Origin of the sequence: Polycladomyces zharkentensis, from assembly GCF_016938855.1 — a bacterium.
Lineage (GTDB): Bacteria > Bacillota > Bacilli > Thermoactinomycetales > JIR-001 > Polycladomyces > Polycladomyces zharkentensis.
This window is the reverse complement of the sequence record NZ_JAFHAP010000007.1, coordinates 271-18887: the sequence shown is the minus strand read 5'-3', so window position 1 is coordinate 18887 and position 18617 is coordinate 271. Positions and strand designations below refer to the sequence as shown.

Below are 18617 nucleotides of genomic sequence, written 5' to 3'. Positions count from 1 at the left end.
CTCCGCTACATAATGCTTTTGCTACTGATGGAACTTCTCTGCTTCTTGTATGCTTAACGGATGAATCCCTCTTCCTTCTCCAAATACCCAATATTCATAGTAGGATATCTTCATGTTTATCACCTCTTTTAACCAGGGTGTGTCTGTAAATACTTTCCACATTACTTTCCCGGCTGACAAGGGAAGCAGGTGATGATCGCTCTGACCCGGTCAAAAACAGTACGCTTCCCTTTGAGGAAACTTGCCCACTGTCCTTTCCGGGCCTTCGCTCAATCAGGGCCTGGCCAAGTCACTCGCCTGAGAAAACATTGTTCCCTTCCGGAATGACCAGACACACCTTATTCCCCCAAAATCCGCAAAGCAGGAATACTATCCGGTTTTTCCTTCAAAACATCAATGGCAATCTTTTTTGCTTCCTCTTCTGATATCAGCTTATCGGGAATCTCATGAAAAAGAAGCAGAAATTCTTTGACGGAAACATCTCCTTTCATATTTAGATCAGCTTGCTTTATGTGATAAAAAGCGCTCGGGTAAGCCCCTTCAAAGTGAGAGAAAGCCGTTACGAGCAACTCAGCAATCAGTAAATGAATACGAGCATCACCACACTTTTGCAAAAGATAGTTCGTAAACGTCAAAACGAGCAAACTCTCTGTCTCAAAAGCAATCTCCAATAAAATCCCTTTTACTGTTTCAAAGTCTAAGCTATTTTCGATAATGAGATCAAAGGCTTTATCAAATTCTCCCTTCAAGATTCTTTTCTTAACCATTGCCTTTATCTCACCCCTTAAACATTACAATAACTAAAAAAAGAGCAGGCATCATGCCCGCTCTGTGACCATGATTCACATTGCCCACTTATGCCTCAAGCACCCAACTGACGCCATTCCTGGATGTCTTCCTCACCATTATTCGTAGAAGACGTAAAAGAGTAACTTTCATGTTGGTTAACGGCAGAATGCATCGACCTTCTTGGCTAACTCTTGCATTTTGGGACAAATGACTTGAACCTCATTGTAAGGATAACGCCTCTCATCTTTTTGTTGAGCAGTTCCTAACAATGCGCATATTCATTACCCTTTGTTTTTGAGGCGATTAACAAACCTCTCCAGATGCTGCTCATGGCTCCCGATTAAAAGCAAAAAAGCCTGCTCATTTTGGGCAGACTGTTGTGTACGTATACATAAATATATTCAATGGTATTTTATCTTTAATGCAATATCTACCGCTTCTTTAAGTTTGTTCTCTGCAACATACTTCTCTATTTTCTCAGATTCTTCATCCCAATCGGGGCCATATGCATGAATAAAATAGGCAAATGCTATAATCACATCCTTATCCAGTGAACCAAACGCAAATACTTTATGAAATAAATCAAATACAAAATCCACCGGTAACAAATATAATATTTGTGGATCTGATTTAATAATGGCTTCTATTTCGTCTTTGTCTTTTGTTATTTCTAAGTAACTGTTGATTTCATTCATCATTTCATCGCGTTGTTTTTTCAGCTCAGCATATTTCACTGACTTACAGTGGTAATCCTTAGATTCCATAATATCTACTAGTCTCCATAACCTCAAATATAAATCATGATTCATTTAACCATCTCCTTGTTGTTGGAGGAGTAAAATGAAACCCGCCTACCACAGGGTGACGGGTTTCATTTTCTCTACGCGAATCTTTCCTTGATATCCCAAGATCATGACCCTTACACGAAAAGAGTCAAGCTCTTTTCTTTTACGGTAACATACTATCTATCCAAAGCCATTTTCAGTTGTTCTATTTCGTTTTTCGTTAAGTTGTTGACACCGATCCAACACAATGCGTTCTGATCATCAAGTCCAAAACGCACTCTGCCGTTAACCAACATGGAAGTTACTTTTCTTACGTCTTCCACGAATAACACATAGATTTTGTCTCCCTCAAAATATACAGTAAACGAGCCTGCACAGTCATAGACATCGTACCCATCTGATGAGAAATCGGAAATATTGAAAACGGGTCGCCCATATTGTTGGGGAATATCCCTTTCCATTCTTTTTGGCAATTTTGTTCGAAGAATGTTCCAGGCAACCAAAGTGATGGAACATATTGTTCCGCTATGTGGTTCTAAGCTGACTTCCAATAGTGATGTTTTAAAATCCCCTGTTCTCCAATACAGTTTTCCTAAATCTATTTTATTCGTGTTGCAATCCCATTTAATGTTTAAAGGGATATATGGATCAATCTCTATCGTTTCCCTTTGAACATCTGCTACACTCAATGCTTGTAACATCATCATTCCCTTTGCTTGCGGACTGGATCATAAATAGTAACAACAGGCAAAGGATCACAGAAATACGACGGCCAACAACACTGTCCAGAAAGCTTTTCATTGACTGTTGGATAATCGTAAATCAGGTGCTTTGTATACCACTCCATATACATACTTTCGTCCATTTCTCCGGGTCATGTCTATCACCGTCTGGGCAATTTTGTTTGATACATACTGTCCAGTTTTGCATGATCCATCCGATGATCCCCACAGTGATAACTGAATACAACTACAGATCAGAAAAAGCATCATACCCGCTCTGTGACCACGATTCACACATCACCCACTATATCTCATCCAAGAAACTTTCTATCCCAACCAGTATGGACTCATATTTCCCAAACTGAATCATGTCCCGAAAATGATGGTCTACATTGGTTTTTCCATACGTGACTTCTTCATTACTTGTCACTTTATCATTATGATATTGCGCCTCTAATATCGCTTTCTTGTACCTGCCGTCGAGTTCATATACAAAAGACACCATACCGACAGGCTCCTGATTTTCATCATACTTCCTCATTTGTACATTTCTCAAAAACAAATTCCCTTCGTGAAGTTGATAAGCTGCCAGAATGATTTCCTTACCATATTGGTTGAGCAGCTTGGCGCTGCAGAAATACCCCTCAAAATTGAAATTGACATTCACCACATATCTTTTATCATGAATAATCTCCGCTACATAATGCTTTTGTTGCTGATGGAACTTCTCTGCTTCTTGTATACTTAACGGATGAATTCCTCTTCCCTCTTGAATACTCCAACGTTCATAGCAGGATATCTTCATGGCCATCACCTTTTATACAATGAACTTCCCTCAAAAATCCGCAGTGCAGGAATACTGTCCGACTTTTCTTCAAGATTTCCACTCACTTACTCTTTGTCAAGCGCTTTTAACAAATTGATTACTTTTCCCATTTCATCAGCCAGTGGATCGGAATAATCGTCAAACAGAAACGAGTCAAACGCATTTCTATACACACCAAAAGCTCTTGATCTATACTTTGATATTTCACTGATATCTTGGAACTCTCGATCCAATAACCCTCTTATTTTTCTATACTGTTTCAACACTTCATCCCAATATTCATGATACTTTTTCCTTCTTCTCTCTTCCACCATCCCAATGACCAAATCCAATTGGTCTTTTAACTCTTTCAGTTTATGATCAGCCATTTCGATCATCACCGCCAGCATGAGGATTTTCAGCCGATTTGATCGGCATAAAATAAACCTGTCATCACTAGTATAGTCTAGTGGATGACAGGCCTATAAAGATAATTTATGACTAAACAATTCTTTTACCATATTCTCCACTTTTCCCATTTCATTGAGGAGCGGGTCAGATTGGCCCAGTATTGCTCCGCTTTCTCAAGATCCTGATACTCCCACCAAACAGCTCGGGGGAATTGGTCAATGGATTCAGGCACAGGTATCCAAAGCTGATTTTGTTCATCAAACGTTCTCTGTAGGTAGTTCAGCACCCGGTCGACCATCGGCGGCGTCTCTCAACCTCAGCCGGGATATATATTGTAGCGCGATCGTACTGGCCATCGCCGATGAATCCGGTAAACGAAAGTCAGGCTCCAAGGCATTCCCGAAGCCGCCGTCCTCATTCTGAAAGATCTCCAGTTCTTTCAGGACGTCCGATGCAGGCCCTTGTTCAAACTCAAATCGAAACATGGCGCGATCCAATGGTCGAGCTTTGGTCAAAAGAAAATTGCGGGCTTTCGAGAATTGTTCCGATGAAAGCATCCGCATAATTAGTACCTCCAATCTCCATCATATGTTTCATTTGTTTTGATTCGGTGAAGATAGCATAAACCCTTTTGGTAGAGCCTGCCCTTATCAGCAGGCTTTCTAATATATTATGTTCAATCACTCCATAAGAAGTATTTTGCTCGTATATTCATTTTTTTAATATCACTTTCACCCAAGATGATGATCTCAACTTTTGAAGGTTCCGTGATTTTTACCTCAAGTATTTCATCACTATTGATTGGAAAATCGGGTTCTATATTATATTCTTCAACATCTTTAAAAATAAGTATTTTAGACACTAATTCCGCTTCACCTTCTTTATAATTCTTCTGTTTCCAATTACATAGTTCCAAGTTTATACGCAATTCCTTTTTATCTTCTATAAAATGTATGCTTTCCATCAAACTATCGTGCAGATTAATGTTCCTCAACATCTCTAACTTCATAAATAAATCATCCTCTGACGTTCTCCTTCCCCGAGGCTGCTTTGTATGAAATTCCCCACCACTGGAGCATTATCCAGTATAAAGTCTACTCCCGCCTGTACATAGGGGTTGGAAATCGCTCTTCCCCATTCATTTTCGCCACCGCCAGATGGTTGGGGGTTCGGCGGCTTCTTGGCTGGCGGCTTGGGCGCGGGTTTGTTCGGCTTTGCCGGTGAACCGCCGGCTGATCCGGAGGATGGTCCGGCGGAGATCCCTCCTCCTTCTCCCGCCAAGATCTGTTGTAGCTTGGTTTGGATCGATCGACTTTCCTCACCGGATAACACATTAAAAGTGCGACTGCCAACAACAAGGCGGCCGACAGTATGATCACATATCGGCAGGGCTGATTCCATGCCGGCGACTTAAAGAACGGACCAGCCTACTCAACGACCCTTCTTGGGAGAACGTCATAATCCTGAAGTAGAAAAAACGGTGAGGGATACATCCCTACCGCCCGGTGACCAAGCAAGTGCCACAACGTACCAAAAATAACCCGCACACCTTTGTCATTGAAGCGGGTTGCTTTCCATACAGAATATAGATGGCTTATGCTTGAAAAAGCACACCAGATACCTTAGATCAGGTCAAGATACTACAAAGGTGGGGAACTATATTTCAAGCACCTTCTTGAATTAAGTGTCTTTTGGAATGTGGTCCCCATCTACCATACAATTTGTGTACTTACCTTGAAGAGTAAGTTGATCACCTTCACGGCATATTTTTAATCAATCGCTTTTACCTTCGGTATCCTTCAAATATTCTTCCAAAATCCTCCTGGCAAAATCGTCTTTTGGAATGAGACCAAGATATTTATATTCCCAAATCAACCGTCTTTCAAAAAAATCCGTTGCAGGATCGGATAAATCCTTATAACCATATTCGGCATTAAACTTACCTGTATGATCAAAGACAATCATGAAAGTGGACCACGGCTCATGCCCGCTTTGTTTAAACTCTTTCCACAAGCTTTTTAGATGATCATTCAATTGTTCCCTCAATTGTTCAAACTCTTCTTCGTTCACCTCGAACAACTCGATAATATCAAGAAAATACACGGGTTCCTTGCTCGCTTTTGGGAAATAGTAAAAAAAGGTTCTTTGCACACCTTCCATTACTTCTCCATATAGATATACCTTCATCCATTCCTCCGGGATCATCTCAATCACTGTTTGGGCGATTGTTTGATACATTCTGTCCAGTTTTGCGTGATCCATTGATTATCTCCCCGCAACATTTTCAAATGTTTCTCGGCCCATTCTACCTTCACCATACCTTACTTCAATCCGATCAGGACGCAGTGAATCTCCTATATACTTCGGTTCTATTTTTGCCTTTACTTTTTCCTTCCTCAAGAGCCTTTGCCCATCTGTTCTCTGTTGCTTTCCAGTTGCTAACGCTCAAATTCCCGTTATAGAGACCAGAAAATATATCAGAAGATAAATTATTTATGACTGAATAGTTCTATTATCAAATCCTCCACTTTACCCATTTCCTTAAAAAGGGGGTCATTATAATCGTTATACAACAACAAATCGAATGCATTTCTAACCATACCAATAACACCAGTTTCATAGCTTTTCAAACGACAAATTTTTTGAATGTCATTATCTAAAAATCCCCTTAGCTTTTTGTAATCCCGTAGTACATCATCCCAATACTTATGGTATTTTTGCATTTTTCTTTGTTCGATCATATTGATAGCTAAATCCAATTGATCCTTTAACTCGTTGAGTTTATCAACATCCATCATATATCCTCCATTTTTATCTCGAACCACTGTAAACCTATGATGCCCCATATCTAATGAATCTTCTTTTTAATTCCACTTTCATTGTACAGAACGCTGTGCCTGTGTTGAGCCAGATATGGAGATACAAAAATAAGCCTGCCATCATTACAGAAAGTCAGATGATGGCAGGTCCGATACCATATTTTCTCATTTAGTAAAGATATCCATAATCATCTCACTCTTGATCAAGCTCTCTTAACAAACGTAATACTTTCTCCATTTCAACGGCTAGCGGTTCAAAATAATCCTCAAACAAAGACGAATCGTACGCATTTCTACACAAACCAAAAACTACTGTTTCATAGCTTGATATCTCACTGATGTCTTGGATCTCTTGATCCAATAACCTCCTTATTTTCCTATATTGTTTTAACGCTTCATCCCAATGTTTATGATATTTTTCCTTTTTTCTCTCTTCTACCATCCTAATAACCAAATCCAATTGATCTTTTAACTTTTTTAGCTTATCTGCATTCATCGTTTTAAACCCCATTGATTATCTTGAAGGTACTTTTCGAATCTGTTTAAACCACTCATCTGAACGTAATCGAGGTAATAAGATTTGATCTCCTTCTCCAGGTAATATGTACCTAATTTTTTGATCTTTGAGGTGCAACCTTACCTATATTTAATACAGTACCCTTGGGTATTTTAATCACAACTTCATATTCTTTACTATTTTTTCACTTAGGTAGAAGAGCACTATCCATCTTCACCTGAATCCGATTCCCCGCTGTAGCAGTAGCGTTTATTTGTATTACCACCATCAACACGTCTTGCTTGATCCATTGATTTTCTCCCCGCATTATTTAAATAGGGTTCAATCCTTTACTCAGTAAGACAAGGACCCGCCACCAACAAGGATGGCGGGTTTTGCAGTAGTTAGAATTAGACTTTGGGTAAATACCAGAGGCAAATTACTTACTACTAAAAAGTTCTTTTACCAGTTTGGATACTTTTGACATCTCATGAGCGAGGGGGTCATCATAATCCTGAAGCACTGATAAATCATATGCATTTCTAACCAAACCGAGAACACCTGTTTCATAGGTTTTCAAACGACTAACTTCTTGAATATCATTATCTAATATCTTTCTTAGATTCACATATTTTTTAATAACCTCATCCCAATATTCGTGATATTCCTTCTCCCTTTTTTGTTCCACCATTTTGATAACCAAATCCAACTGCTTTTTTAATTTTATTATCTTGCCAGCATTCATCATATCATTCCCCATCAATCATAGAAACTCTCCCGGATCAATGGTAACCCCAACTCTTTTGCCAGGACACCCAGATAATCTTTACCAATTACATGGATGGATGTAATTTACTGAATTGATCTATTACACCGTAATAAGCGCTTGCACCCCTGACCTCTTCATTATCGGTGTGCTCTACCGTAAATGACCAATAATGCCTCAAACTAAACGAAAACGTATTATATACTAGGGATAGAAATAGCGGAAGGAAGGCACCCCTACCGCGCCCCCACACAGCCGGGACAAAAGGACAAAGCGATCCCCGTCTTCACTTCTAGATAGGAAGCTTCTCCCCCCAAAGTCCGACCTGCAAACATGACACCCAGACTAAACAGATACCATTGAATAAATCCTGCAATCGGTTCAAAAATCAGCGTACCTACAATATCATGGTCTGGGAGACCCTCTCCCCACAGATTGATCGGCGGCCTGATCCATATCGAAAACCACGGGCCAAATATAAAAAAGCCTTCCCTTAAATGAGCAGGCTTCCTCGTTACCTGATCGGATACCTTTCCATATATAATTAATCAATTTATGATAACGATCAAAGAACTTCTGTTCGTCACATACATATGGATCACAATTTCCACGTTGTGCTTTAATTTTTCCTTCCTGTTGAGCTTCAAAAGCAATATTGCTATATCTTGCGATCAAACATCATAAATAGCTATCGACAGTATATCATCAACTAGAACCTTTTCTAAGCAATTCAAGTAATTCCTCAAACGAATCGCAAACTGGGAAGAGCCCTTTTTTTTATCAATAGCGGCTTCTTCATGGTCCCACAATACAATTTTCGGCTCTTCTTTTCCTTCTCGGTAATCAAAACAAAGACAATCTCCCGATGCTTCATCTACAAATGGGTAAACGTGATCTACTAAGCGATCTTTTATATCTTCATAAATCTGCAAAATATATAATCCATATTTAGATTCTGGGTTAAACGATGCGAAATCAGTTAAAACAATATCTCTAACCCCTGCCAAATAGAGAACATTAGGAAATACTCTTATTGGATGGTGCTTTAGAACGATATCAACATACATTTTAGGAAAACGGATCCCTAATTTCTCTTCTACTTTTTTAATATCATGAATCTCAACCTTTCCATGTGAATACTTCCATTCTAATTGTTTGCTCACAGCTTTCACCAACCTAATCTAAAGAATTGGGATACTGATCGTCTCCTACTTTACCGCTTAATCGGGCAGCATTTCCACCGCCCCATATATCTCTCCCGCCTACGTGTCCAATTTGACGATGTAATGCTCTTGGAACTAATTGCATTCTACCAAATTGTTGATGGTGGTTCTCCTCCAACCTCGAACATGACATCCAGACTAAACAAATGCCATTGAATAAATCCTGCAATCGGTCCAAAATCAGCTAACCAACAATATCACGGTCAGGTGGAACCTCTCCGTAGCAGATTGATCGGCGGGCCTGATCTATATCACGGGCCAAATATAAAAAATCCTTCCCTTAAAGAGCAGCTTCCTCGTTGCTTGATCGGATACCTTTGCATATACGAATTGATCACCTTATTATAATGATCAAAGAACTTCTGTTCGTCACACTTATAATTTTTTCTACGCCGTCGGAATGAATTTCTATATGCACCAAAAGCTCTTGAGCTATACTTTGATATCTGTCTGATATATGGAACTCTTGATCCCAAAAACTGCACCTGATTCTGTCTTTTGAGTGTACCTTAATCACAATCTCGTCTTCTCTACTATTTCAATCAGGGAGAAAAAACATTATATGTCGTAGTAGTCCTACCATCCTGTGATAATGCTGGTATCATCAACAAGAAATCCCGTTACCTTCGTTGGGCAACGGGATTGGTTAGCAACTGAAATCTCTATGAGGATAGCGGTTCAATGTCTAAGCCATATTTCTTTGCTGTACTTGGGACCCAATCGTTTTCAGGTTCATTTATTACATTATGAAATCGTGGCTCTTCTCTCCCGGTATACCAGGATATATCCCCATCCTTCCACAGCTTTCGTATAATGTTTTCCACTATCTCAGTATTTTCATCTCGAAATCGAACCACCAGATCATCAAATTCCCATTCTTCATTAAATTCTACTAAAATAAAGGTATTTGGATCCTTTTTCTTGTCTCGAACAATATATACATGATTTTGATCTCTTTTAAACCAACGACTATGAAGATCATCAAAATCATAAGGTAAACCCAAAGCCTTCGCCAGATTTTCAACAAAATCTATTAAGTCACTTGAAGGGAGGTTAAATTGGTATTGCCGGTAGTTTGGATTTAACATAAAACACATCCCCCTTCTAAGGTGTTGTCACAGGCTTTCCACCCATCAAAACAAGTTTTCTTCCTTCACCATCATATACAATTACTTCTATGTTAGGATGCCGTTTGCTGAATTGGTCTATAACCCCAAAATAAGGTTCATCTCTTGTAGATCCGTCTGGATTAATATATTGCCTATTTTGACCCTGGCAACCCGGACATGCTTTCCTTTCAGTATATATAATAAGCTTATCTCCTTTTTTACCTGGGTTATTATATCCTACCTTTGCCGATATAAGTTCTACGATTTTTGCTTCCGTATCAGTAGTTCTCTTAATATACCTATATCACTGACTTTACCTTTGCGTTCTGGTGAGGATACACTCTCCTCTCCTTCCTTAGCTTTCACATACTTAAAAGAGGGTTTGTCTGGTTCTTTTACCCAACCTTCATCAAATCCCGGAACATTTTTTCCAGAATAGGCTTTGAGTTCATGTAAATCGACCCCTTGGATCTCTACCTTCGCAGTAGCAATGTTGTTGGATGCCTGTAAGAACTTGTTCCTCAATCTTATAATATTGTCAGCTTGCTTGCGGCTATATCCCATATTCTTTAGCTTTGTAAATGTTTCATTATCATCTGCTAAACCCACACGCTCTATTAGCTCATTCTTTAACTTCTCTCTCTCATTCTCCGCTAATGTAGACAGCCCCTCGGTTTGTTTCGCTAATTGTTCCTTAGTTGGCGGTTTTTTAGGTGTTAACCAACCATGTTGGTCCCTTTCCGAGTTATATTCGATATAATTTCCATTACCGAGAGAGCTATCTTTTTTATCATGTGTCGGCCCAGCATGCTTACAAGCAGCTCCGCCGCCTTTACCTTTGCCTTTGTTACAACCAATCTCGGAGATTGCGTTAAGGCCTGCTTTACCAAATTTAGCCCCTTTCCCAAACCCCGGGAATAATGATGTGGTGAAAATCAGGAACAACCAAGTGTATATCAACGGCAAGAAATTAAATGAACCTTATCTCTCGGGGAAACAATCGGTTGAGGACTTCGGCCCCTATCGCGTACCCCATCATCATATTTTCGTATTGGGGGATGATCGGGAATCAAGTTATGACAGCCGGGAAATCGGTGCCGTCCCCATGTCGAGTATTAAGGGGAAGTTGGTTGATTATTGATAACACATACGTTATGTTAATTTAAATGTAAAAAAGCCTGCCCTTAACAGAGCAGACTTCTTCGTTACTTGATCGGATACCTTTGCATATACAAATTGATCACCTTATGATAATGATCAAAGAACTTCTGTTCGTCACACTCATAATCTTTTCTACGCCGTACACGAATTTTTCCATTCTGTCTAGCTTCAAAAGCGATATTACTAATCGACATGATCTTGTGATCAAGATAATACTCATGAAACCATTTTAATGTTTGGATATTCACTAATCTCTCCCATTCTGCATCATCGCGTAATGCAATGATAAGATATTGCCAAACATTCTTAACATCCGGATCTAAAGGGTGATGTTTATTGAAAAAGGTATATATCCTCAACGGGTTTTGCCATTCCCTTCGCCACTGGGTAATGGCCTCTCCCTCTCCATATTCCTTCATATACAAGTTGATCACCTTTTGCAGATGTTTGAGAAATGCTTTTTCACTACACGTTTCAGCATCCCCACCAATACTCGCACGAATATTCCCATCATATTCTGATATAAACCAAACTCCTTGGGAGCCAAACATCTTGTAAATAATATACTCTAAATATATCTCTTTTAGTCGATGAAAACTAAGCTTTTCATCTCTGACTAAAATAATCAAATATTGCCAAACTACATCTACGTCGATATTGTCTGGTCTGTTCATCTCTAAAAAATCAATTAAATGCTTGTTGCTCATTCCATCATCCCCACTTTACTTTATGGATTTTTGGGGTTAAGTACTTGTGGATTAGTAGAATTGAATTTCGGGTAATGTGTGACTATATGATCAACTGTTCCATCCGGCTTGGGAACCACATATCCTTCAACTTCGATTGTTTTCCCATCTGGTCCTTTTACCACTGAACTGAATTTCACTTGTTCTACTTTACCTTTTGGATTTTTATAGGGCAGTTTGGGGTTATTTATCAAATATTGAGCTAATGCTTGTTCACCTATGTCATCAATTTCTGCTTCTGTATAATGTTCAGGGTAGACAGTTTTTTCAACAACGCTGGGAGGATCTACTTTAGCATATTCTTGCAAAGATTTACTTTCAACCTCTTGGATCTCATCCGCCGTATATTTATTTAACATTTTCTGCTTTTTCTTCGACAGGGTACCATTTTTCTGCGCATCTAGCAGTTGTTTAATCTGTTGATATTTCCGTGCCTTCGCTGGATCAAGTGTATTCATTTTTATCTTTACTTTTCTTACACCTGTGTTAGGATCAAGCAAAATCTCATCAAATTCATATCCATCTTGTTTTACCCTTTGCTTCATCTTATTCCAATTGTGTAACCCATCTCCATTCCACTTTCCATGATACAGAGATTGGGGTGAAGTTGCTATTTCTCCTTCATGGACATGTTGTCTTGTCTTTTCGTTTGTATAGCAAGCACAATTGAACTTCCTCTTGCCATTGTCAACCACATCATCTGCTTTCTTCTTCCCTGCTTGCAGCTTCTTTCCAAGTTTGGTATCCATCAGCTTGTCATCAAGCTTCTTGACAAATGCGGCTGCTTCGTCCCCATATTTCAAGGCCTTCAACGGTTTGGCCACCGGAACCAATGAAGCACAACTAACAAACTGATCAAACCCACTCACTGCCTGCCCATCGGCATCCTTTCCTGTAAAACAGCCGGATACATCATCCAAGATAAGGAAGTCAGCCGTCTCTTTGACAATGTGTTTGGTATCCTTCAAAGCTTGGCCGGAAGTGAAGTAGTTGATCATCCCATCTACAAGATCTTGATCTTTTTTCGGCTGTGGCTTGGCGGGAGGTTTATGCGAATCACCCGTGGATGGTTTCCCACCTGACGATGGAGAACCTCCGGAACCGGTGCCATTTCCGGAGCTTGGTGTACCAACGGAGCCACCTTGCCCCACATGTGCTTTTCCCTGTAGTGCGTCACTCACTTTTTGTTCGATAGTGGATTTGGTCTGATTACTTGTGATGACAGCATACAAAAAACTTACAAGCAATGCAGCGGCAGCAATCACGATGACATACTCAATGGTGGAGCCACCTTTTCGGTTCCAAATGCCCCTCACCCAACATATCAACCAGTGTTTCATGCGATTCATAGGATTTACGTTCCTCCATCTCCTCGCATTAGATTGGGAACAGAACGGTATCAAACACATATTTGACCACAACCCAAACCAGTGCTACTGAAAACAAAACGATGAGCATACCGATCCAGGAGGAAAACCCGTGTGCTTCTCCCACCGCTCGGAAAAGTAAAATGTAATACCAAATGGAGCTGATAACATCGATGAGAACCATGAGAAGATAAAAAACCAAAAGAAAAAAGCTGTTGTTAATACGGGGATTAAAGTCCATAAACATTTCTTCACGAAACAGAAATAGTTGCAATATCCACAGGCCCAACTTGAACAGGAAGGGAAACATTGAAACAGCCACCGCTGTTTGCAGGTCTTTCCAAGTACCTTTCCCTTTGAATAGCTTTCCCAGCACAAAAAATAAACCGGAATAAATGAGCCACAGAAGCGGACCTACCCCGATTCCAACTCCTACAGCAGCCAACAATAGGAAACCAAAACCGAAATAATCTCCCAACTCCTGATACGCGACCTGATCCAAGGTATAGCTAATCCCATAGAGAATAATAATACCCAACAGGATATACCATGGAACATTACCATCAATCATCCGTCGGACCACTCGTTTAGGAGCGATCCAATATCTTGCTCCCATTAGCAGGTATTCTCTAATCAAGTTCACTCGCTACTTCTCCCCCTATGTCGTTCTCTGATCAGTTACGTTTTATCATGTCGACATTTTATGGACGACAGGCAAAAGCAAAATCAGAAATACCATTGCCAAGACAATCACACTTAACAATATGAGACCAAACGCCTTCCAAGCAGAAAATTCATATACCTCCGCTACACTTTTGGAGAGAACAATGAAAGAAAAAACCATCACAATGTAGTCAATGATATAACAGAAAACGATCAAAGTTAGTTTGGGAATGCTAGCGTCAATGGTGGGAGTTTGAGGTGTGAAATTTTCCACACCAAATGCAAACAATCTTACAATCCAAAGCAGTAGCATCCAAGCTGCGGGAACATAGGAAAGACTGACTGCCTTTCTGACTGCACTCCACTCCGCTCGAATACTCAATAAATTGCCGATGAGCGTGATGGCTCCACTCAATAGAAACCAATGTGTCAATCCAATCACAATCCCGAAGATGATCGACAAAAATAAAATCGATCCGACAGAAACCTGGTCCCCGACATTCTGTACATCTGCGTTATCCAAAAATAGTTTTATTCCTATTAAAATGGGTAGTAACCACAACCATTTTGTCAATCCTTCATCCAAATAGATTCTCACCGTTTCTCTCGGCTTACGCCACATAGACAGCCAAGGATTGACACGTTCCTCTTCCATCATATATACCTCCTGTGGCTCAGTATCTCCTAATAGTAATTTCTTCGTTTTGCATTGTATTAGAAACAAAGTTAAAATTCAATATATCATTTGATATGCAGTAAAGGAATGATCAAAAATAAGTGGAGAGGTTATGGATGAAAAAATTTGTTCTTACACTGATCAGTATTTGGTCTTTTATGATTTTATCAGCTCTTTTTCTATTTCGTTTTTACGACTGGTATGTGTTAACAGGGCCTAGTATGGAACCAACCCTTCGATCTTTTGATGTTGTACTTGTTCGACAAAAAGCTTCCCGATTACAACGTGGTGATATTGTTCTGTTTCAAAGGAACGGGTGGGGTATCCTTTTTAATAAAAGAGTGATCGGTTTGCCAGGGGATCGTGTGGAAATCAAAAAGGGTCAGTTGTATGTTAATGGTAAATTGTTTCAAAAAGGTCCACTAGCCCATAGAAAAATCCCTCACTTTAAATCGGTGATCGTGCCCCAGGGAAAAGTATTTGTAATGGGGGATAATCCGGAGAAAAGTACTGATAGTCGGGCATTCGGCCCTATTCCGATCAACAGCATCATCGGAAAAGCAGATGCTGTCATCTGGCCGTTGTCTCACTTTCAGTTCTTTTGACAAACTCGATCGGTCAATCCGAGATTATTTCTGTAAGCATCTCATTGTTTGTAAAGATTGTGATATAGACGTTTGAATGATCATTTCATTTATGCTCCATTTCCCATATTTTCTATCATTCTATGCTACACTATACTTACCAAAGGTATCCAAGGAGGTGTACAGATGGACAAAAAAGCGGTGCGGGCATGGGTGATGTATGACTGGGCCAACTCAGCGTTTGCCATTATCATTATGACGGCCATCATGCCCATTTTTTATGCAGATGTGGCGGGAAAAGGGCTGAACGGATCGACAACCACCGCACTGTGGGGATACACGCAGTCACTGGGAACATTGCTTGTCGTGCTGTTGTCGCCCATTTTGGGCGCGATTGCAGATAAAGCCCATTCGAAGAAGAAGTTTCTCGCCTTTTTCACCTATATGGGTGTCATCGCGACCCTCCTGATGTGGTTTATCGGGGAAGGTCAATGGGTGTTGGCCTCTTTCCTGGTTATATTGGGAACATTGGCTTTCTCGGGTGGCAACGTGTTTTACGATGCCTTTTTGTCTGATCTCGTTCCCGAGGAAAAACGGGATATGGTTTCCTCACAGGGGTATGCGGCCGGGTATATCGGGGGCGGATTGATCCTGATCCTCGATCTGGCAATGATCTCGTATCCGCAAGCGTTTCTCCTGCCCGGCAAATTGTTTGCGACACAGCTTTCCTTTGCGCTGGTGGGCATCTGGTGGCTAGTGTTCTCCATTCCGTTTTTCCGGCATGTGCGAGAAAAAGGGTCTTCCGGCGCAGTCGATTGGAAAAATGTGAAAGCGTTGGCCCGGGAAGGGTTTGAATCGGTCAAACAAACACTGATGGAAATCGGGCGCTATCCTGAGCTGCTGAAGTTTCTCATCGCATTTTGGTTCTTCAGCGACGGAATCGATACGATTGTGAAAATGGCCGCCATCTACGGCAGGGAAGTCGGGGTGGGACAAAACGATCTCATCCTGGCGTTGGTCATCACGCAGTTCGTCGGTATCCCATGTACGCTGTTGTTCGGCCGGATTGCAGAAAACCTCGGTGCCATGCGCACCTTGATCATCACATTGATGGTGTATCTCTTTATCACGATTCTCGCTTATTTTATGAACTCCGCCTTTGACTTCTACCTGTTGGCCATCCTCGTCGGTTTCGTTCAAGGCGGCAGCCAGGCATTGGCACGCTCGATTTTCTCCCGATTGGTTCCGCCCGATCGAAATGCGGAATTCTTCGGCTTCTTCGGTCTTTCGGGCAAACTGGCATCCCTCTTGGGACCGTTTGTGTTTGGGTTCGTCAGCCAATTGACCGGGACAAGCCGGTTGGGAATCGTCTCCATCGCTCTCTTTTTCCTCGCGGGGATTATCATTCTCCAGTTTGTTGATCTGGAGAAAGGACGTGTACAGGCACTGGCCAACTCGAAAAAAATACCGCTGGACCCCGGCGGGCCGGGAGTGATAGGTTAGATTAAGGATTTGGAAAAAGAACCAGCGGCCGAATTTGCCGCTGGTTGTTACTTTACTTCCCCCGTTCATCTGTTAGTATAAATTGCTTCAAATCCTTCTCTGACCGAATCGATTTTAGATCATCCACCCACATCCCCAAATAAAACTTTCTGTAATCAACAGGATGGACATTGCTGTCATCTTTTTTCTCTTTAAAATTGGGATCAAAGTATTCTATGTGAATGGTGACCGTTTTGATACTTAAAGCTTGCAACTCCTTAATAAACCGTAGTATCTGCTCTTCCTCTTGTTTTCCAGGATCCGTATCATACAGGGATAAGCTGATCGTCGCTGTTACTTGATTTGGCTCAGATTTCAAAACGGTTTGCAGCGGAGGAATCTTACCGCGTTCATACTTTTTTTCTAAATCCTTCCCCAGCTCAATCCCAATATTACTATCCCATAAATTTTCCCTACCAAAGATCTGATCAACAATAGGATTGACCTTTTTCTTAAGCTCCAGACTCAAAACCCCGATTACATAGGTATCTTGAAAATCCCTTTTTGTATATCCATAAACCAATACCTTTGCTTGGCGATTATCTTCGGGATAGGCACGGACAGTATATTGACCTGTTACAGGCATGTAGTTCGCGTGACCGGCTATGAATTTCTTCTTATATTTCTGTTCCAGATATTGAATGGCTTCTTGTTTCACTTCATTTAAGTCTCGCGGTGATTGAAGTTCAGCCAGGATCTCTTGTCGCAGCTCTTCCCTTACCATGAAGAACGCGGAGAGAGATAACCCTATGACGATGACGGCAACAAGGCCGATTTGAAATATCGCTTTTTCGGTTGTTAAAAATGTGGTATTTCCGATTCCACGATAGATTTTGTAGCCAACGTATCCTCCATCAAGTGCACCGATGATTCGAAGCAACAAAATCCATTCATCCAATAGTCCACCATTCACCAGATTGAGCCAGCCCAACACCAAAAAGGCACTGATCAGGATGACGGCTTTCCATTTCTGTCGATTGTAAAGCTGGCCCAATCCGGGCATTACAGCTGATAACAGCACGGAGATGATGATTTTGATCACCTGCAAAACACTCCGTTTAGGTTCTCATTACCTACGTTATTAAAAGACTTCACATAAACATAGTTAATTTCTTTTATCATAGATAACAAACCTTTTTAGATCCTCTTTTGTTTTAAAGAGCTTGAGTTCCTCAATCCCCATCCTAAAACTATATCTTAAATAATCAACAGCATAAACATTTCCGTCATCCTTCTTCTCCTTAAAAGCGGGATCATAATATTCAACAATAATGTTAGCTGTTTTGATATTGAGAGATTGCAATTTCTTGATAAATTGTAGTATCTGCTCTTCCTCCTGCTTACCAGGATCGGTATCATACAGGATTAAGCTGATCGTAGTCGTTACATACTTTGGCTCAGTTTTTAGAACGGTTTGCAGCGGAGGAATCTTACCGCGTTCATACTTCTTTTCCAAATTCCTATCCAGTTCAATCCCAATATCATGGTCCCATAAATTCTCCCTATCAAAAATCTGATCTATTATTGGATTAACCCTTTTCTGAAGCTCTAAACTCAAAATCTCTATTACATAAGTATCTTGAAAATCCCTTTTGGTATATCCGTAAACCAATACCTGTACTTGGCGATTATCTTCGGGATAGGCACGGACAGCATATTGACCTGTTACAGGCATATAGTTCGCGTGACCCGCTATGAATTTTTTCTTATATTTCTGTTCCAGGTATTGAATGGCTTCTTGTTTGACTTCATTCAAGTCTCACGGTGATTGAAGTTCGGCCAGGATCTCTTGTCTCAGCTCTTCCCTTACCATGAAAAACGCGGAGAGAGATAATCCAATAACAATGACAGCTGTGATTCCGATTTGAATCATCGCTTCCCTTAGCGTCAAAAATGTGGTATTTACGATTCCACGATAGATTTTGTAGCCAACGTATCCTCCATCCAGTGCAC

General features: G+C 40.6%; 25 protein-coding genes. 3 read left to right on the top strand and 22 right to left on the bottom strand.

The genetic code is table 11. The features are described 5' to 3' along the window. Positions 1-338: 338 nt before the first annotated feature. The 15 genes from JQC72_RS06700 to JQC72_RS06625 form a co-directional block, all read right to left on the bottom strand. Positions 339-767, bottom strand: a complete 429-nt coding sequence (locus JQC72_RS06700) for a hypothetical protein (RefSeq protein ID WP_205494016.1) — start codon at positions 765-767, stop codon at positions 339-341. A gap of 423 nt (positions 768-1190) precedes the next feature. Then, complete coding sequence (locus JQC72_RS06695) at positions 1191-1598, bottom strand: hypothetical protein (protein WP_205494015.1); 408 nt, start codon at positions 1596-1598, stop codon at positions 1191-1193. A 152-nt stretch (positions 1599-1750) separates the two neighbouring features. After that, complete coding sequence (locus JQC72_RS06690; RefSeq protein WP_205494014.1) at positions 1751-2275, bottom strand: hypothetical protein; 525 nt, start codon at positions 2273-2275, stop codon at positions 1751-1753. 325 nt (positions 2276-2600) lie between these two features. Further along, positions 2601-3101: a hypothetical protein gene (locus JQC72_RS06685; protein ID WP_205494013.1), complete on the bottom strand. Its 501-nt coding sequence runs from the start codon at positions 3099-3101 to the stop codon at positions 2601-2603. Between the two features lie 86 nt (positions 3102-3187). After that, complete coding sequence (locus JQC72_RS06680; protein WP_205494011.1) at positions 3188-3511, bottom strand: hypothetical protein; 324 nt, start codon at positions 3509-3511, stop codon at positions 3188-3190. A gap of 258 nt (positions 3512-3769) precedes the next feature. Beyond that, positions 3770-4075, bottom strand: coding sequence for a hypothetical protein (locus tag JQC72_RS06675; RefSeq protein WP_205494009.1), 306 nt, complete (start codon positions 4073-4075; stop codon positions 3770-3772). A 113-nt stretch (positions 4076-4188) separates the two neighbouring features. Then, positions 4189-4521, bottom strand: a complete 333-nt coding sequence (locus JQC72_RS06670) for a hypothetical protein (protein WP_205494007.1) — start codon at positions 4519-4521, stop codon at positions 4189-4191. Positions 4522-5285: 764 nt separating this feature from the next. Further along, positions 5286-5774 carry an antitoxin YezG family protein gene (locus tag JQC72_RS06665; RefSeq protein WP_205494005.1) on the bottom strand — a complete coding sequence of 163 codons (489 nt, stop codon included), beginning with the start codon at positions 5772-5774 and terminating at the stop codon, positions 5286-5288. 227 nt (positions 5775-6001) lie between these two features. Then, positions 6002-6307 carry a hypothetical protein gene (locus JQC72_RS06660; protein WP_205494003.1) on the bottom strand — a complete coding sequence of 102 codons (306 nt, stop codon included), beginning with the start codon at positions 6305-6307 and terminating at the stop codon, positions 6002-6004. A 217-nt stretch (positions 6308-6524) separates the two neighbouring features. Continuing rightward, the gene (locus tag JQC72_RS06655) at positions 6525-6827 is read right to left on the bottom strand and encodes a hypothetical protein (RefSeq protein WP_205494001.1); all 303 of its coding nucleotides are present in this window, start codon (positions 6825-6827) and stop codon (positions 6525-6527) included. Between the two features lie 439 nt (positions 6828-7266). Further along, on the bottom strand, positions 7267-7572 hold the full coding sequence (locus JQC72_RS06650; RefSeq protein ID WP_205493999.1) for a hypothetical protein: 306 nt from the start codon (positions 7570-7572) through the stop codon (positions 7267-7269). A 692-nt stretch (positions 7573-8264) separates the two neighbouring features. Further along, positions 8265-8756: an SMI1/KNR4 family protein gene (locus tag JQC72_RS06645; protein WP_205493998.1), complete on the bottom strand. Its 492-nt coding sequence runs from the start codon at positions 8754-8756 to the stop codon at positions 8265-8267. Positions 8757-8769: 13 nt separating this feature from the next. Beyond that, on the bottom strand, positions 8770-8949 hold the full coding sequence (locus JQC72_RS06640) for an HNH endonuclease (RefSeq protein ID WP_205494267.1): 180 nt from the start codon (positions 8947-8949) through the stop codon (positions 8770-8772). Between the two features lie 529 nt (positions 8950-9478). Beyond that, positions 9479-9904, bottom strand: coding sequence for a hypothetical protein (locus tag JQC72_RS06635; RefSeq protein ID WP_205493997.1), 426 nt, complete (start codon positions 9902-9904; stop codon positions 9479-9481). A 279-nt stretch (positions 9905-10183) separates the two neighbouring features. Beyond that, positions 10184-10870, bottom strand: a complete 687-nt coding sequence (locus JQC72_RS06625) for a hypothetical protein (RefSeq protein ID WP_205493996.1) — start codon at positions 10868-10870, stop codon at positions 10184-10186. Between JQC72_RS06625 and lepB (JQC72_RS16840) the strand changes: the two genes are divergently transcribed. After that, positions 10851-11066, top strand: a complete 216-nt coding sequence (gene lepB / locus JQC72_RS16840) for a signal peptidase I (RefSeq protein ID WP_419179846.1) — start codon at positions 10851-10853, stop codon at positions 11064-11066. The genes JQC72_RS06625 and lepB (JQC72_RS16840) overlap by 20 nt on opposite strands. A gap of 64 nt (positions 11067-11130) precedes the next feature. On the opposite strand, the gene JQC72_RS06615 is transcribed toward lepB (JQC72_RS16840), so the two are convergent. From JQC72_RS06615 to JQC72_RS06600, 4 genes are read right to left on the bottom strand one after another with little or no spacing between them, the layout of a single operon-like run. Beyond that, complete coding sequence (locus JQC72_RS06615) at positions 11131-11793, bottom strand: hypothetical protein (RefSeq protein WP_205493994.1); 663 nt, start codon at positions 11791-11793, stop codon at positions 11131-11133. A gap of 20 nt (positions 11794-11813) precedes the next feature. Then, positions 11814-13181: a DUF4244 domain-containing protein gene (locus tag JQC72_RS06610; protein ID WP_205493992.1), complete on the bottom strand. Its 1368-nt coding sequence runs from the start codon at positions 13179-13181 to the stop codon at positions 11814-11816. 28 nt (positions 13182-13209) lie between these two features. Next, positions 13210-13842 carry a YIP1 family protein gene (locus JQC72_RS06605; protein WP_205493991.1) on the bottom strand — a complete coding sequence of 211 codons (633 nt, stop codon included), beginning with the start codon at positions 13840-13842 and terminating at the stop codon, positions 13210-13212. A gap of 45 nt (positions 13843-13887) precedes the next feature. Next, entirely contained in the window at positions 13888-14517 is a 630-nt protein-coding gene (locus JQC72_RS06600; protein ID WP_205493989.1) for a hypothetical protein, read from the bottom strand. Between the two features lie 137 nt (positions 14518-14654). Here JQC72_RS06600 and lepB (JQC72_RS06595) point away from each other — a divergent pair, with 137 nt between their 5' ends. Together lepB (JQC72_RS06595) and JQC72_RS06590 are read left to right on the top strand one after the other, a co-directional pair. Beyond that, on the top strand, positions 14655-15143 hold the full coding sequence (gene lepB / locus JQC72_RS06595) for a signal peptidase I (protein ID WP_205493988.1): 489 nt from the start codon (positions 14655-14657) through the stop codon (positions 15141-15143). A gap of 165 nt (positions 15144-15308) precedes the next feature. Beyond that, the gene (locus tag JQC72_RS06590; RefSeq protein ID WP_205493987.1) at positions 15309-16625 is read left to right on the top strand and encodes an MFS transporter; all 1317 of its coding nucleotides are present in this window, start codon (positions 15309-15311) and stop codon (positions 16623-16625) included. Between the two features lie 52 nt (positions 16626-16677). Here the strand turns inward: JQC72_RS06590 and JQC72_RS06585 are convergent, their stop codons facing one another. The 3 genes from JQC72_RS06585 to JQC72_RS06575 all read right to left on the bottom strand — a co-directional run. Beyond that, on the bottom strand, positions 16678-17706 hold the full coding sequence (locus tag JQC72_RS06585; RefSeq protein WP_205493986.1) for a DUF5683 domain-containing protein: 1029 nt from the start codon (positions 17704-17706) through the stop codon (positions 16678-16680). 63 nt (positions 17707-17769) lie between these two features. After that, entirely contained in the window at positions 17770-18420 is a 651-nt protein-coding gene (locus JQC72_RS06580) for a hypothetical protein (RefSeq protein ID WP_205493985.1), read from the bottom strand. A 3-nt stretch (positions 18421-18423) separates the two neighbouring features. Further along, the coding region (locus tag JQC72_RS06575) for a hypothetical protein (RefSeq protein ID WP_205493984.1) at positions 18424-18617 on the bottom strand (194 nt) is incomplete at its 5' end.

Bases quoted from the DNA above. Each gene is read 5' to 3' on its own strand.
- JQC72_RS06700 (WP_205494016.1), bottom strand. From the start codon at position 767: ATGGTTAAGAAAAGAATCTTGAAGGGAGAATTTGATAAAGCCTTTGAT.
- JQC72_RS06695 (WP_205494015.1), bottom strand. From the start codon at position 1,598: ATGAATCATGATTTATATTTGAGGTTATGGAGACTAGTAGATATTATG.
- JQC72_RS06690 (WP_205494014.1), bottom strand. From the start codon at position 2,275: ATGTTACAAGCATTGAGTGTAGCAGATGTTCAAAGGGAAACGATAGAG.
- JQC72_RS06685 (WP_205494013.1), bottom strand. From the start codon at position 3,101: ATGAAGATATCCTGCTATGAACGTTGGAGTATTCAAGAGGGAAGAGGA.
- JQC72_RS06680 (WP_205494011.1), bottom strand. From the start codon at position 3,511: ATGCTGGCGGTGATGATCGAAATGGCTGATCATAAACTGAAAGAGTTA.
- JQC72_RS06675 (WP_205494009.1), bottom strand. From the start codon at position 4,075: ATGCGGATGCTTTCATCGGAACAATTCTCGAAAGCCCGCAATTTTCTT.
- JQC72_RS06670 (WP_205494007.1), bottom strand. From the start codon at position 4,521: ATGAAGTTAGAGATGTTGAGGAACATTAATCTGCACGATAGTTTGATG.
- JQC72_RS06665 (WP_205494005.1), bottom strand. From the start codon at position 5,774: ATGGATCACGCAAAACTGGACAGAATGTATCAAACAATCGCCCAAACA.
- JQC72_RS06660 (WP_205494003.1), bottom strand. From the start codon at position 6,307: ATGGATGTTGATAAACTCAACGAGTTAAAGGATCAATTGGATTTAGCT.
- JQC72_RS06655 (WP_205494001.1), bottom strand. From the start codon at position 6,827: ATGAATGCAGATAAGCTAAAAAAGTTAAAAGATCAATTGGATTTGGTT.
- JQC72_RS06650 (WP_205493999.1), bottom strand. From the start codon at position 7,572: ATGAATGCTGGCAAGATAATAAAATTAAAAAAGCAGTTGGATTTGGTT.
- JQC72_RS06640 (WP_205494267.1), bottom strand. From the start codon at position 8,949: ATGTCATGTTCGAGGTTGGAGGAGAACCACCATCAACAATTTGGTAGA.
- JQC72_RS06635 (WP_205493997.1), bottom strand. From the start codon at position 9,904: ATGTTAAATCCAAACTACCGGCAATACCAATTTAACCTCCCTTCAAGT.
- JQC72_RS06615 (WP_205493994.1), bottom strand. From the start codon at position 11,793: ATGAGCAACAAGCATTTAATTGATTTTTTAGAGATGAACAGACCAGAC.
- JQC72_RS06610 (WP_205493992.1), bottom strand. From the start codon at position 13,181: ATGAATCGCATGAAACACTGGTTGATATGTTGGGTGAGGGGCATTTGG.
- JQC72_RS06600 (WP_205493989.1), bottom strand. From the start codon at position 14,517: ATGGAAGAGGAACGTGTCAATCCTTGGCTGTCTATGTGGCGTAAGCCG.
- lepB (WP_205493988.1), top strand. From the start codon at position 14,655: ATGAAAAAATTTGTTCTTACACTGATCAGTATTTGGTCTTTTATGATT.
- JQC72_RS06590 (WP_205493987.1), top strand. From the start codon at position 15,309: ATGGACAAAAAAGCGGTGCGGGCATGGGTGATGTATGACTGGGCCAAC.